Origin of the sequence: Stenotrophomonas sp. SAU14A_NAIMI4_5, assembly GCF_003086795.1 — a bacterium.
GTDB lineage: Bacteria > Pseudomonadota > Gammaproteobacteria > Xanthomonadales > Xanthomonadaceae > Stenotrophomonas.
Map to the genome: position 1 here is coordinate 942,826 of NZ_CP026003.1, position 15,009 is coordinate 957,834.

Sequence of the window (15,009 nt, forward strand, 5' to 3'; positions counted from 1 at the left end):
AGCGGTCACGGTACCCTCGGGCACCGTGACCGTGACATTTGAAGGCGTCGCCGGCAGTCCATCGCTGGCGGTAGCCGTCAAAGACCGCAGGCGCGGTCGTGGCAATACCGGCGACGGGCACGGAAGCTCGATATGGCAGGGAGTCGCCGCCGGAGCAGCAATGACCGCTTAATCGATTCTTCGGAATCAACCTGCGTAGATGGTGCCCTTCTGGAGTTTTTCTGGTTCACGCACGTCTGGGATCTTCCCCGATTGCACTCCAGGTCTGGAACGGCCCACCCCCGGAGCATCATTCCGATGTTCCCGGCGTCCAGGACGGATGCCGCACAGGACCGCACACGGCAGGAGCCGTAAGCGGAGTTCAATTGGAGGAGTGCAATGGCTCTCAATCTGTCCCAGAAGCAAGAAGTAGTCGCCGAGCTGGCAGACGTCGCCGCCAAGGCCCACTCCTTGATCGCAGCCGAATACGCTGGCACCACGGTCGCCCAGATGACCGCGATGCGCAAGCAGGCTCGTGAAACCGGTGTTTTCTTGAAAGTTGTCAAGAACACCCTGGCTTCGCGCGCTGTTGAAGGCACCGAGTTCGCAGTCGCACAGGACCAGATGGTTGGTCCGCTGCTGTACGCGTTCTCGCTCGAGGAGCCCGGCGCAGCCGGTCGCCTGATCAAGGAAGCCGCCAAGGGCAACGACAAGCTGAAGGCTAAGGTCGTCGCCATCGGTGGTGAAGTGTTCCCGGCGAGCCACGTCGAGGTTCTGGCATCGCTGCCGACCCGCGACCAGGCCCTGGCAATGCTGGCACGCGTCCTGGCCGAGCCGGTCACGATGTTCGCCCGCGCCATCAAGGCTATCGGTGACAAGCAGAACGGTGGCGAAGCCGCTGAAGCTGCTGAACCGGCCGCCGAGACCGCCTGAGTTTCGACTATTTAGTGGTTCCTGACGGAACCTCAACCCAGAAAATCATCCAAAGGTAATTATCATGTCCCTTACCAACGAACAGATCGTCGACGCCATCGCCGAGAAGTCCCTGATGGAAGTGATGGAGCTGGTCAAGGCCATCGAAGAGAAGTTCGGCGTCTCCGCCGCTGCTCCGGTTGCCGCCGCTGTGGCTGGCCCGGCTGCCGTCGTTGAAGAGCAGACCGAATTCGTCGTCACCCTGAAGTCCGCTGGCGACAAGAAGGTTGAAGTCATCAAGGCCGTCCGCGCCATCACCGGCCTGGGCCTGAAGGAAGCGAAGGACCTGGCCGAAGCCGGCGGCGTCCTGAAGGACAACGCTTCGAAGGACGAAGCCGAGAAGATGAAGAAGGACCTGGAAGCTGCTGGCGCGACTGTCGAAGTCAAGTAAGCACTTCCCTTGCATCGTCATCGATTCACGGCGATGCAGCCAAGGCTGGGGGCGTAAGCCCCCGGCCTTTGGTCGTTGTTGCGGTATCGGTTGAGTCGACTGTTAGTCGACTGCTGTGAAGGAAGTCGACTAACAGTCGACTCTACCGGTTCAAAAGCAGAAAAAGCCCAACACGGGCTGCGGTCACAACCTCGCCAGCCAGCGCCACGCGCGGCAGCAGGGCAGTAGATGCAGACGAGTTGGCAGTTGGAAGTAGCAAGAGAAGGCGTGCTGGTGCCGGCAATACCAGCGACTTCCAACTGACAATTTCAAGTTTCCTTCGGGTCGTGGGCGCACGGCCCGCACAACAAGGTGGAAGACCTCATGACGTCCTATTCGTTCACCGAAAAAAAGCGTATCCGCAAGGATTTCGGCAAGCAGCGCTCGATCCTCGAAGTGCCGTTCCTGCTGGCCATCCAGGTGGACTCCTACCGTGATTTCCTGCAGGAAAACATCGATCCGGCCAAGCGCGCCGATTACGGCCTGCACGCTGCGCTGAAGTCGGTCTTCCCGATCGCCAGCTACAGCGGCAATGCCGCCCTGGAATACGTCGGCTACAAGCTGGGCGAGCCGGTCTTCGACGAGCGTGAGTGCCGTCAGCGTGGCATGAGCTACGGTGCGCCGCTGCGCGTGACCGTGCGCCTGGTCATCTACGACCGCGAGTCGTCGACCAAGGCCATCAAGTACGTGAAGGAGCAGGAGGTCTATCTGGGCGAAATCCCGCTGATGACCGAGAACGGCACCTTCATCGTCAACGGCACCGAGCGCGTCATCGTCTCGCAGCTGCACCGTTCGCCGGGCGTGTTCTTCGACCACGACCGTGGCAAGACCCACAGCTCGGGCAAGCTGCTGTACAGCGCCCGCATCATTCCTTACCGCGGTTCCTGGCTGGACTTCGAGTTCGACCCGAAGGACGCGCTGTTCACCCGTATCGACCGCCGCCGCAAGCTGCCGGTGTCGATCCTGCTGCGCGCGCTTGGCTACAGCAACGAAGAGATGCTGGCCGAGTTCTTCGAGATCAACACCTTCCACATCAACCCGGATGAAGGCGTCCAGCTGGAGCTGGTGCCGGAGCGCCTGCGTGGCGAAACCCTGGGCTTCGACCTCGCCGACGGCGACAAGGTCATCGTGGAAGCCGGCAAGCGCATCACCGCGCGCCACATCAAGCAGCTGGAAGCCTCGGGCATTGCCGCCCTGGCCGTGCCGGACGACTACATCGTCGGCCGCATCCTGTCGCACGACGTGGTCGATGCCTCGACCGGCGAACTGCTGGCCCAGGCCAACGACGAGATCAGCGACGAGCAGCTGCAGAACTTCCGCAAGGCCGGCGTCGATGCGGTGGGCACCCTGTGGGTGAACGACCTGGATCGTGGCCCGTACCTGTCCAACACCCTGCGCATCGATCCGACCAAGACCCAGCTGGAAGCCCTGGTCGAAATCTACCGCATGATGCGTCCGGGCGAGCCGCCGACCAAGGATGCCGCGCAGAACCTGTTCCACAACCTGTTCTTCACCTTCGAGCGCTACGACCTGTCCGCGGTCGGCCGCATGAAGTTCAACCGTCGCGTGGGCCGCAAGGAAACCACCGGCGAAGCCGTGCTGTATGACAGCAAGTACTTCGGCGAGCGCAACGACGAAGAGTCCAAGCGCCTGGTCGGCGCCCACGGCGACAGCTCCGACATCCTGGACGTGATCAAGGTCCTGACCGAGATCCGTAACGGTCGCGGTGTGGTTGACGACATCGATCACCTGGGCAACCGTCGCGTGCGTTCGGTCGGCGAAATGGCCGAGAACGTGTTCCGCGTCGGCCTGGTCCGCGTCGAGCGCGCGGTCAAGGAGCGCCTGTCGATGGCCGAGTCGGAAGGCCTGACCCCGCAGGAGCTGATCAACGCCAAGCCGGTTGCCGCTGCCATCAAGGAATTCTTCGGCTCCTCGCAGCTGTCGCAGTTCATGGATCAGAACAACCCGCTGTCGGAAGTGACCCACAAGCGTCGCGTCTCGGCCCTGGGCCCGGGCGGCCTGACCCGTGAGCGCGCCGGCTTCGAAGTGCGCGACGTGCACCCGACCCATTACGGCCGCGTCTGCACCATCGAAACGCCGGAAGGCCCGAACATCGGCCTGATCAACTCGCTGGCCGTGTACGCCCGCACCAACAAGTACGGTTTCCTCGAGACCCCGTACCGCAAGGTCGTGGACGGCAAGGTGTACGACGAAGTCGAGTTCCTGTCGGCCATTGAAGAAAACGAGTACGTCATTGCGCAGGCCAACGCCCTGACCAATGCCGACAGCGTGCTGACCGAGCAGTTCGTTCCCTGCCGTTTCCAGGGCGAATCGCTGCTGAAGCCGCCGGCGGAAGTCCACTTCATGGACGTCTCGCCGATGCAGACCGTGTCGATCGCGGCCGCGCTGGTTCCGTTCCTGGAGCACGATGACGCAAACCGCGCACTGATGGGCGCGAACATGCAGCGTCAGGCCGTGCCGACCCTGCGTGCGCAGAAGCCGCTGGTCGGTACCGGCATCGAGCGCGCCGTGGCGCGTGACTCCGGTGTGACCGTCAACGCCCGTCGTGGTGGCGAGATCGTGCAGATCGATGCCGCGCGCATCGTGGTCAAGGTGGTCGAGGAAGAAATCGTCGGTGCCACCGACGCCGGCGTCGACATCTACAACCTGGTCAAGTACACCCGTTCGAACCAGAACACCTGCATCAACCAGCGTCCGCTGGTCCAGGTGGGTGACGTCATCGCCCGCGGCGACGTGCTGGCCGACGGTCCGTCCACCGACATCGGCGAACTGGCCCTGGGCCAGAACATGCTGATCGCGTTCATGCCGTGGAACGGCTACAACTTCGAAGACTCCATCCTGCTCTCCGAGCGCGTGGTGGAAGAGGATCGCTACACCACGATCCACATCGAAGAGCTGACCTGCGTCGCGCGTGACACCAAGCTGGGGCCGGAGGAAATCTCCGCCGACATCCCGAACGTTTCCGAGCAGGCGCTGAACCGCCTGGACGAAAGCGGCGTGGTGTACATCGGTGCGGAAGTCCGCGCCGGCGACATCATGGTCGGCAAGGTCACCCCGAAGGGCGAAAGCCAGCTGACCCCGGAAGAGAAGCTGCTGCGCGCGATCTTCGGCGAGAAGGCTTCGGACGTTAAGGACAGCTCGCTGCGCGTTCCGCCGGGCATGGACGGCACCGTCATCGACGTGCAGGTCTTCACCCGCGACGGCATCGAGAAGGACAAGCGCGCCCGCCAGATCGAAGAGTCTGAAATCAAGCGCGTCAAGAAGGACTTCGACGACCAGTTCCGCATCCTGGAAGCCGCCATCTACATGCGTCTGCGTTCGCAGATCGTGGGCAAGGTGGTCAACGGTGGTGCCGGCCTGAAGAAGGGCGACGTCATCTCCGACGCCTACCTGGACGGCCTGAAGAAGGCTGACTGGTTCGCCCTGCGCATGAAGGACGAGGACGCTTCGGAAGCCATCGAACGCGCGCAGAAGCAGATCCAGGCGCACGAGAAGGAATTCGAGCGTCGCTTCGCCGACAAGCGCGGCAAGATCACCGCCGGCGACGACCTCGCCCCGGGCGTGCTGAAGATGGTCAAGGTGTTCCTGGCCGTGAAGCGCCGCATCCAGCCGGGCGACAAGATGGCAGGCCGCCACGGCAACAAGGGTGTGGTCTCCAACGTGGTGCCGGTCGAGGACATGCCGTACATGGCCTCGGGTGAAACCGTGGACATCGTGCTGAACCCGCTGGGCGTGCCGTCGCGTATGAACATCGGCCAGATCCTGGAAGTGCACCTGGGCTGGGCAGCCAAGGGCCTGGGTCGCAAGATCCAGGCGATGATGGAAGCCCAGGCTGCGGTTGCCGACCTGCGCAAGTTCCTGGACGACATCTACAACCACGACGACACCAACGTGGCCAACCGTGTCGACCTGTCGCAGTTCAGCGACGAGGAACTGCTGCGCCTGGCCCGTAACCTGACCGACGGCGTGCCGATGGCCACCCCGGTGTTCGACGGCGCCACCGAAGCGGAAATCAAGCGCATGCTGGAACTGGCCGACCTGCCGAGCAGTGGCCAGACCCAGCTGTACGACGGCCGCACCGGTGAAGCCTTCGACCGCCACACCACCGTCGGTTACATGCACTACCTGAAGCTGAACCACCTGGTCGACGACAAGATGCACGCCCGTTCGACCGGTCCGTACTCGCTCGTCACCCAGCAGCCGCTGGGCGGCAAGGCGCAGTTCGGCGGCCAGCGCTTCGGTGAAATGGAAGTCTGGGCGCTGGAAGCCTACGGCGCGGCCTACACCCTGCAGGAAATGCTGACGGTGAAGTCCGATGACGTGCAGGGCCGCAACCAGATGTACAAGAACATCGTCGACGGTGAGCACGAGATGGTCGCGGGCATGCCGGAATCCTTCAACGTCCTCGTGAAGGAAATCCGCTCGCTGGCCATCAACATGGAACTGGAAGACAACTGATCCATGCCGGCGCGGCGGTCCGCCGCCGCGCCGCTGGCAGTCAACTGAAAGCCCATCGACACAGCATTCCTCCTTCTGGAGAACACCATGAAAGACCTGCTCAACCTCTTCAACCAGCAGCGCCAGACGCTGGACTTCGACGCGATCAAGATCGCGCTGGCCTCGCCGGACCTGATCCGTTCGTGGTCCTTCGGCGAAGTGAAGAAGCCGGAAACCATCAACTACCGTACCTTCAAGCCGGAGCGTGACGGCCTGTTCTGCGCCGCCATCTTCGGGCCGGTCAAGGACTACGAGTGCCTGTGCGGCAAGTACAAGCGCATGAAGCACCGCGGCGTGGTCTGCGAGAAGTGCGGCACCGAAGTGACCCTGGCCAAGGTGCGCCGCGAGCGCATGGGCCACATCGACCTGGCCTCGCCGGTCGCGCACATCTGGTTCCTCAAGTCGCTGCCGTCGCGCATCGGCCTGATGCTGGACATGACCCTGCGTGACATCGAGCGCGTGCTGTACTTCGAAGCCTACGTGGTGACCGAGCCGGGCCTGACCGCCCTGGAGCGCCGCCAGCTGCTGACCGAAGAACAGTACCTGACCGCCCGCCAGGAACACGGTGACGACTTCGACGCCGCCATGGGCGCCGAGGCCGTGTACGAACTGCTGCGCACCATCGACCTGCAGTCGGAAATGACCCGCCTGCGCGAAGAAATCGCCGCTACCGGTTCGGAAACCAAGCTGAAGCGCCTCACCAAGCGCATCAAGCTGATCGAAGCCTTCCTGGAATCGGGCAACCGTCCGGAATGGATGGTCATGACCGTGCTGCCGGTGCTGCCGCCGGACCTGCGTCCGCTGGTCCCGCTGGACGGTGGCCGCTTCGCGACCTCCGACCTGAACGACCTGTACCGCCGCGTCATCAACCGCAACAACCGCCTGCGCCGCCTGCTCGAACTGAGCGCGCCGGACATCATCGTGCGCAATGAAAAGCGCATGCTGCAGGAATCGGTCGATGCGCTGCTGGACAACGGCCGTCGCGGCCGTGCCATCACCGGCACCAACAAGCGCCCGCTGAAGTCGCTGGCCGACATGATCAAGGGCAAGCAGGGCCGCTTCCGCCAGAACCTGCTGGGCAAGCGCGTCGACTACTCGGGCCGTTCGGTCATCGTGGTCGGTCCGTACCTGCGCCTGCACCAGTGCGGCCTGCCGAAGAAGATGGCGCTCGAGCTGTTCAAGCCGTTCGTCTTCGCCAAGCTGCAGCGTCGTGGCCTGGCCACCACCATCAAGGCCGCCAAGAAGCTGGTCGAGCGCGAAGAAGCCGAAGTCTGGGACATCCTGGAAGAGGTCATCCGCGAACATCCGGTCATGCTGAACCGTGCGCCGACCCTGCACCGTCTGGGCATCCAGGCGTTCGAGCCGGTGCTGATCGAAGGCAAGGCCATCCAGCTGCACCCGCTGGTCTGCACCGCGTTCAACGCCGACTTCGACGGTGACCAGATGGCCGTCCACGTGCCGCTCTCGCTGGAAGCCCAGCTGGAAGCGCGTGCGCTGATGATGTCGACCAACAACATCCTGTCGCCGGCCAACGGCGAGCCGATCATCGTGCCGTCGCAGGACGTCGTGCTGGGTCTGTACTACATGACCCGCTCGCTGGAAAACAAGAAGGGCGAGGGCATGGCCTTCGCCAACATCGCCGAAGTGAAGCGCGCCTACGACAACCGCGTGGTGGAACTGCACGCACGCGTCAAGGTCCGCATCACCGAAGTGGTGACCGACGAAGAAGGCAACAAGCAGAACAAGACCTCGATCGTGGACACCACGATCGGTCGCGCCCTGCTGGCTGAAATCCTGCCGGAAGGCCTGCCGTTTGCGCTGGCCAACACCGAGCTGACCAAGAAGAACATCAGCCGCCTGATCAACTCCAGCTACCGCCAGCTGGGTCTGAAGGACACGGTCGTGTTCGCCGACAAGCTGATGTACACCGGCTTCGCTTACGCGACCCGCGCCGGCGTTTCCATCGGCATCGACGACATGCTGATCCCGGACGAGAAGAAGGGCATCCTCACCGAGGCCGAAGCCGAAGTGCTGGAAATCCAGGAGCAGTACCAGTCGGGCCTGGTCACCGCCGGCGAGCGCTACAACAAGGTGGTCGACATCTGGTCGCGCACCAATGAGCGCATCGCCAAGGCGATGATGGACACCATCGGTACCGAGAAGGTCGTCAATGCCAAGGGCGAGACCATCGACCAGAAGTCGATGAACTCGCTGTACATCATGGCCGACTCCGGTGCGCGTGGTTCGCAGGCGCAGATCCGTCAGCTGGCCGGCATGCGTGGCCTGATGGCGCGTCCGGATGGCTCGATCATCGAGACGCCCATCAAGGCGAACTTCCGCGAAGGCCTGAACGTGCAGGAGTACTTCAACTCCACCCACGGTGCCCGTAAGGGTCTGGCCGATACCGCGCTGAAGACCGCGAACTCGGGTTACCTGACCCGTCGTCTGGTCGACGTCGCGCAGGACGTGGTCATCACCGAGGTGGATTGCGGTACCACCGAAGGCCTGATCATGACCCCGATCGTGGAAGGCGGCGACGTGGTCGAGCCGTTGAAGGATCGCGTGCTGGGTCGCGTGGTTGCCGAGGACGTGTTCCTGCCGGGCAACGACGAAGATCCGATCGTCACCCGCAACACCCTGCTGGACGAAGCCTGGGTCGCCAAGCTTGAAGACGCCGGCGTGCAGAGCATCAAGGTGCGTTCGACGATCTCGTGCGAATCGGCCTTCGGTGTCTGTGGTCGCTGCTACGGCCGCGATCTGGCCCGTGGCCACCTGGTCAACATCGGTGAAGCGGTCGGCGTCATCGCCGCCCAGTCCATCGGTGAGCCGGGTACCCAGCTGACCATGCGTACGTTCCACATCGGTGGTGCGGCGTCGCGAGCTGCTGCGGTCGACAACATCACCGTCAAGACCACCGGCTCGGTCAAGTTCAGCAACCTCAAGTCGGTCGAGCACGCCAGCGGCTCGCTGGTGGCAGTGTCGCGTTCGGGCGAAATCTCGGTGCTCGATGCCCACGGCCGTGAGCGTGAGCGTTACAAGCTGCCGTACGGTGCGACCATCACCTCGAAGGACGGTGATGCGATCAAGGCTGGCCAGACCGTGGCCAACTGGGATCCGCATAACCACCCGATCGTGTCGGAAGTTGCCGGCTTCATCCGCTTCATCGACTTCGTCGACGGCATCACCGTCATCGAGAAGACCGACGAGCTGACCGGCCTCGCTTCGCGCGAAATCACCGATCCGAAGCGTCGTGGTGCCCAGGCCAAGGACCTGCGCCCGATCGTGCGCATCGTCGACGCCAAGGGCAACGACCTGTCCATCCCGGGCACCGATCTGCCGGCGCAGTACCTGCTGCCGCCGCGTTCGATCGTCAACCTGCAGGACGGCGCCGCAGTGGGCGTGGGCGACGTCGTCGCCAAGATCCCGCAGGAAGCGTCGAAGACCCGCGACATCACCGGTGGTCTGCCGCGCGTGGCCGATCTGTTCGAAGCCCGCAAGCCGAAGGATCCGGCAGTGCTGGCCGAGCGTTCGGGCATCATCAGCTTCGGCAAGGACACCAAGGGCAAGCAGCGCCTGATCATCAAGGACACCGATGGTTCGGAACACGAAGAGCTGATCCCGAAGTACCGCCAGGTCATCGTGTTCGAAGGCGAGCATGTCACCAAGGGTGAAACCATCGTGGACGGCGAGCCGAGCCCGCAGGATATCCTGCGTCTGCTGGGTGTCGAACCGCTGGCTGCCTACCTGGTGAAGGAAATCCAGGACGTGTACCGCCTGCAGGGCGTGAAGATCAACGACAAGCACATCGAGGTCATCACCCGCCAGATGCTGCGCAAGGTCGAGATCACCGACCAGGGCAGCAGCAAGTTCCTGAACGGCGAACAGGTGGAGCGCCAGCGCGTAATCGAGGAGAATGCGCGCCTGTCGACCCGCAACGAGCTGCCGGCGCACTTCGATCCGGTCCTGCTGGGTATCACCAAGGCATCGCTGGCGACCGAATCGTTCATCTCGGCCGCTTCGTTCCAGGAAACCACCCGCGTGCTGACCGAAGCTGCCGTCCGCGGCACCAAGGACAACCTGCGCGGCCTGAAGGAAAACGTCATCGTCGGCCGCCTGATCCCGGCCGGTACCGGTCTGTCGTACCACAGCAGCCGCCGCCGCGGCGCTTCGGGTCTCACCGACTCGGAGATGCAGGCCCTGACCGGCACCCCGGCAGCCGTTGAAGCTCCGGCCATCGAAGCCGAAGCTGAACAGGCGTCTGGCGAAGAATGAGGTATCAGGTCCGGCCGGTAGAGTCGAGCTTGCTCGACTGCACCGGTCGGCCATTGGGAAAGGGCAGGGGGATCGTCCGCGATCCACCCGGTCAACCTGAACGGGGTGCACGGAGGCTCCCCAGTAACGTTCCAGGATCAGGAACGGGCTTGACAGGAGGCGTTTGACTGCTTTCCTGACAGGTTGCTACAATCGTCTGTCTCAGCAGGCCAGAATTTTGGCCTGCTTTAACATTTCCGCATCTCTGGCCGGATTTCCGGCCACCAATCAGAAGAACCTACTGATGGCGACGATCAACCAGCTGGTCCGCAAGCCGCGGCAAGCTACTACGTACAAGAGTGCCTCGCCGGCGCTCGACAAGTGCCCGCAGCGCCGTGGCGTCTGCACGCGCGTTTACACCACCACCCCGAAGAAGCCGAACTCGGCTCTCCGCAAGGTTGCCAAGGTCCGCCTGACCAACCAGGAAGAAGTCATTTCCTACATCGGCGGCGAAGGCCACAACCTGCAGGAGCACTCCGTGGTCCTGATCCGTGGCGGTCGCGTCAAGGATCTGCCGGGTGTGCGTTACCACACCGTTCGTGGCTCGCTCGACGCCGCCGGCGTTGCCAAGCGTCGCCAGGCCCGTTCCAAGTACGGCGCCAAGCGTCCGAAGGCATAAGGAGAGACCACTATGTCGCGTAAGGGTAATACTCCGCAGCGTTCCGTCCTGCCGGATCCGAAGCACGGAAGCGAAACCATCGCCCGTTTCATCAACATGGTCATGCTGAGCGGCAAGAAGTCCGTCGCTGAGAAGATCGTCTACGGTGCCATGGACGTCATCGCCGAGAAGAACGCCAACTCGATCGAGCTGGTGCAGAAGGCTCTGGACAACGTCGCTCCGGCGGTCGAAGTGAAGTCGCGCCGTGTCGGTGGTGCCACCTACCAGGTGCCGGTCGAAGTGCGTGCATCGCGCAAGATGGCCCTGGCCATGCGCTGGCTGATCGACTCCGCGCGCAAGCGTGGTGAGAACACCATGCCGAAGAAGCTGGCTGCTGAACTGATCGACGCCTCGGAAAACCGTGGCGGCGCCATCAAGAAGCGCGAAGAAACCCACCGCATGGCCGAAGCCAACAAGGCCTTCGCCCACTACCGCTGGTGAGTTTGACGGCCTTGTAAAACAGGCAGGGCGGCACCACATCGGTGCTGCCTCGCGGCCCCGGAAGGGCTGCGCCAATCCGAAGGCCGCCGCAAGGCGGCGTTCGGCCATCCGAAATCCAAGAAATCTGAGAGGCTCCCCGTGGCCCGTTCCACTCCCATCGAGCGTTACCGTAACTTCGGCATCATGGCTCACATCGATGCCGGCAAGACCACCACGTCCGAGCGCATCCTGTTCTACACCGGCAAGAGCCACAAGATCGGTGAAGTGCACGACGGCGCCGCCACCATGGACTGGATGGAGCAGGAGCAGGAGCGTGGCATCACGATCCAGTCCGCTGCCACCACCGCGTTCTGGAAGGGCATGGACAAGTCCCTGCCGGAGCACCGCTTCAACATCATCGACACCCCCGGGCACGTTGACTTCACCATCGAAGTCGAGCGTTCGCTGCGCGTGCTCGATGGCGCGGTGTTCGTGCTGTGTGCCGTCGGTGGCGTGCAGCCGCAGTCGGAAACCGTGTGGCGCCAGGCCAACCGTTACAAGGTGCCGCGCATTGCGTTCGTCAACAAGATGGACCGCACCGGCGCCAACTTCTACAAGGTCCGTGACCAGCTGAAGGCCAAGCTCGGCGCTGTCGCCGTGCCGATGCAGCTGCCGATCGGTGCCGAGGACGGCTTCAAGGGCGTCGTCGACCTGCTGAAGATGAAGGCCATCCATTGGGATGAAGCCTCGCAGGGCATGAAGTTCGAATACGGCGACATCCCGGCCGACCTGCAGGAAAAGGCTGAAGAAGCCCGTACCTTCATGATCGAAACCGCGGCTGAAGCCAGCGAAGAGCTGATGGAAAAGTACCTGGGCGGCGAAGAGCTGGCCGAGGCTGAAATCATCAACGCGCTGCGTACCCGTACCCTGGCCACCGAAATCGTCCCGATGTACTGCGGTTCGGCGTTCAAGAACAAGGGCGTGCAGGCCATGCTGGACGGCGTGATCCAGCTGCTGCCGTCGCCGGTCGACGTGCCGGACGTGACCGGTACCGACGTGGATGACGAAAACGTCGCCATGACCCGCAAGTCCGACGACAAGGCTCCGTTCTCGTCGCTGGCCTTCAAGATCATCACCGACCCGTTCGTCGGCGCGCTGACCTTCTTCCGTGTCTACTCGGGCACCCTGAACGGTGGCGACACCGTCCTGAACTCGGTGAAGGGCAAGAAGGAGCGCATCGGCCGCATCCTGCAGATGCATTCGAACAACCGCGAAGAAATCAAGGAAGTTCTGGCTGGTGACATCGCCGCTGCCGTGGGCCTGAAGGACACCACCACCGGTGACACCCTGTGCTCGATCGACCAGCCGATCATCCTGGAGCGCATGACGTTCCCGGAACCGGTGATCTCGATGGCTGTCGAGCCGAAGACCAAGTCGGACCAGGAAAAGATGGGTCTGGCCCTGGGCCGTCTGGCGCAGGAAGATCCGTCGTTCCGCGTCAAGACCGACGAAGAATCCGGCCAGACCATCATCTCGGGCATGGGCGAGCTGCACCTGGACATCATCGTCGACCGCCTGAAGCGCGAGTTCAACGTTGAAGCCAACGTCGGCGCGCCGCAGGTTGCCTACCGCGAAACCATCACCCTGGCCGACGTCAAGTCGGACTACAAGCACGCCAAGCAGTCCGGTGGTAAGGGTCAGTACGGTCACGTCGTGATCGAGCTGTCGCCGATCACCGCTGAAGACCGCGCCGATGCGAAGATCGCTCCGCTGATCAAGGACGACTTCCTGTTCGTCAATGACATCACCGGCGGCGTGATTCCGAAGGAATTCATTCCTTCGATCGAAAAGGGCCTGCGCGAAACCATCACCAGCGGTCCGCTGGCTGGCTTCCCGGTGGTGGACGTGAAGGTCAAGCTGGTCTTCGGTTCGTACCACGACGTCGACTCCTCGGAAATGGCGTTCAAGCTGGCATCGTCGATGGCCTTCAAGCAGGGCTTCGCCAAGGCCAAGCCGGTGCTGCTGGAGCCGATCATGAAGGTCGAGATCGTGACCCCGGAGGATTACCAGGGTGACGTGATGGGCGACGTGAGCCGTCGTCGCGGCGTGCTGCAGGGTTCCGACACCACCGGTGACGGCTCCGCTTCGATCATCAACGCGATGATCCCGCTGGGTGAAATGTTCGGTTACGCCACTGCGCTGCGTTCGCAGACCCAGGGCCGCGCCACCTTCACCATGGAATTCGACCATTACGAGCCGGCGCCGAACAACATCGCCGAAGCCGTCATGAAGAAGGGCTGAGCCTCGCTCAGCCTCTCCTGAAAACACTTACGACAATCAAGGGATACAACAATGGCAAAGGGTAAGTTCGAGCGCACCAAGCCGCACGTCAACGTCGGCACCATCGGTCACGTCGATCATGGCAAGACCACGCTGACCGCCGCGCTGACCAAGATCGGCGCCGAGCGCTTCGGCGGCGAGTTCAAGGATTACTCGGCAATCGACGCTGCTCCGGAAGAGAAGGCTCGTGGTATCACGATCTCGACCGCGCACGTCGAATACGAATCCACCACCCGTCACTACGCCCACGTCGATTGCCCGGGCCATGCTGACTACGTCAAGAACATGATCACCGGTGCCGCCCAGATGGACGGCGCGATCCTGGTGTGCTCGGCCGCTGACGGCCCGATGCCGCAGACCCGCGAGCACATCCTGCTGTCGCGTCAGGTCGGCGTGCCGTACATCGTCGTGTTCCTGAACAAGGCCGACATGGTTGACGATGCCGAGCTGCTGGAACTGGTCGAAATGGAAGTCCGCGAGCTGCTGAGCAAGTACGACTTCCCGGGCGACGACACCCCGATCATCTCGGGTTCGGCCCGTCTGGCGCTGGAAGGCGACCAGAGCGACATCGGCGTGCCGGCCGTGATCAAGCTGGTCGATGCTCTCGACAGCTGGATCCCGACCCCGGAGCGTGACGTCGACAAGCCGTTCCTGATGCCGGTGGAAGACGTGTTCTCGATCTCGGGCCGCGGCACCGTGGTGACCGGTCGTATCGAGCGCGGCGTGATCAAGGTCGGCGAAGAAATCGAAATCGTCGGCATCCGTCCGGTGCAGAAGACCACCGTGACCGGCGTCGAAATGTTCCGCAAGCTGCTGGACCAGGGCCAGGCAGGCGACAACGCCGGTCTGCTGCTGCGCGGCACCAAGCGTGACGACGTCGAGCGTGGCCAGGTCCTGGCCAAGCCGGGTTCGATCAAGCCGCACACCAAGTTCGACGCCGAAGTCTACGTGCTGTCGAAGGACGAGGGCGGCCGTCACACCCCGTTCTTCAAGGGCTACCGTCCGCAGTTCTACTTCCGTACCACCGACATCACCGGTGCGGTTGAACTGCCGGAAGGCGTCGAGATGGTGATGCCGGGCGACAACATCAAGATGGTTGTCACCCTGATCAACCCGGTCGCAATGGACGCCGGCCTGCGCTTCGCAATCCGCGAAGGTGGCCGTACCGTCGGCGCCGGTGTGGTCTCCACCATCATCGAGTAATCTGCTACACTCTGCGCCCCGATGTTGCCTGGGTAGGGCATCGGGGCGTATCAAACGGGAAAGTAGGCACAGGATGTGCCTTGTGTTCCCCGGACCAGGAAGGGTCAATGCCATTCAGGCGGCGTCAACAGGAAACTGTTGACAGCTGCCTTGCGTGCCATTATGCTTCGTCGTCTGG

Annotated in this window: 8 protein-coding genes; all 8 read left to right on the forward strand. The window is 63.0% G+C overall.

From position 1 onward, the window contains the following. Positions 1 to 378 precede the first annotated feature (378 nt). Positions 379 to 912: a 50S ribosomal protein L10 gene (gene rplJ, locus C1925_RS04330; protein ID WP_079220748.1), complete on the forward strand. Its 534-nt coding sequence runs from the start codon at positions 379 to 381 to the stop codon at positions 910 to 912. A gap of 64 nt (positions 913 to 976) precedes the next feature. Then, a complete protein-coding gene (gene rplL / locus C1925_RS04335) occupies positions 977 to 1,342 on the forward strand; it encodes a 50S ribosomal protein L7/L12 (RefSeq protein WP_108767846.1) in 366 nt (121 codons plus the stop codon). Between the two features lie 363 nt (positions 1,343 to 1,705). Further along, complete coding sequence (rpoB, locus tag C1925_RS04340; RefSeq protein ID WP_079220749.1) at positions 1,706 to 5,860, forward strand: DNA-directed RNA polymerase subunit beta; 4,155 nt, start codon at positions 1,706 to 1,708, stop codon at positions 5,858 to 5,860. Between the two features lie 87 nt (positions 5,861 to 5,947). Continuing rightward, positions 5,948 to 10,171 carry a DNA-directed RNA polymerase subunit beta' gene (gene rpoC / locus C1925_RS04345; RefSeq protein ID WP_108767847.1) on the forward strand — a complete coding sequence of 1,408 codons (4,224 nt, stop codon included), beginning with the start codon at positions 5,948 to 5,950 and terminating at the stop codon, positions 10,169 to 10,171. A gap of 283 nt (positions 10,172 to 10,454) precedes the next feature. Next, the gene (gene rpsL, locus C1925_RS04350; RefSeq protein WP_004145320.1) at positions 10,455 to 10,829 is read left to right on the forward strand and encodes a 30S ribosomal protein S12; all 375 of its coding nucleotides are present in this window, start codon (positions 10,455 to 10,457) and stop codon (positions 10,827 to 10,829) included. Between the two features lie 12 nt (positions 10,830 to 10,841). Then, positions 10,842 to 11,309 (forward strand): 30S ribosomal protein S7, encoded by a 468-nt coding sequence (gene rpsG, locus C1925_RS04355; RefSeq protein ID WP_108767848.1) that lies wholly within the window; start codon positions 10,842 to 10,844, stop codon positions 11,307 to 11,309. A gap of 138 nt (positions 11,310 to 11,447) precedes the next feature. After that, positions 11,448 to 13,589 carry an elongation factor G gene (fusA, locus tag C1925_RS04360; protein WP_108767849.1) on the forward strand — a complete coding sequence of 714 codons (2,142 nt, stop codon included), beginning with the start codon at positions 11,448 to 11,450 and terminating at the stop codon, positions 13,587 to 13,589. 51 nt (positions 13,590 to 13,640) lie between these two features. After that, positions 13,641 to 14,831, forward strand: coding sequence for an elongation factor Tu (gene tuf / locus C1925_RS04365; RefSeq protein ID WP_079220745.1), 1,191 nt, complete (start codon positions 13,641 to 13,643; stop codon positions 14,829 to 14,831). The last annotated feature ends 178 nt before the right edge of the window (positions 14,832 to 15,009 follow it).

What these genes read in the sequence shown, in the direction of transcription:
- rplJ (WP_079220748.1), top strand. Translation starts at nt 379, where the DNA reads ATGGCTCTCAATCTGTCCCAGAAGCAAGAAGTAGTCGCCGAGCTGGCA.
- rplL (WP_108767846.1), top strand. Translation starts at nt 977, where the DNA reads ATGTCCCTTACCAACGAACAGATCGTCGACGCCATCGCCGAGAAGTCC.
- rpoB (WP_079220749.1), top strand. Translation starts at nt 1,706, where the DNA reads ATGACGTCCTATTCGTTCACCGAAAAAAAGCGTATCCGCAAGGATTTC.
- rpoC (WP_108767847.1), top strand. Translation starts at nt 5,948, where the DNA reads ATGAAAGACCTGCTCAACCTCTTCAACCAGCAGCGCCAGACGCTGGAC.
- rpsL (WP_004145320.1), top strand. Translation starts at nt 10,455, where the DNA reads ATGGCGACGATCAACCAGCTGGTCCGCAAGCCGCGGCAAGCTACTACG.
- rpsG (WP_108767848.1), top strand. Translation starts at nt 10,842, where the DNA reads ATGTCGCGTAAGGGTAATACTCCGCAGCGTTCCGTCCTGCCGGATCCG.
- tuf (WP_079220745.1), top strand. Translation starts at nt 13,641, where the DNA reads ATGGCAAAGGGTAAGTTCGAGCGCACCAAGCCGCACGTCAACGTCGGC.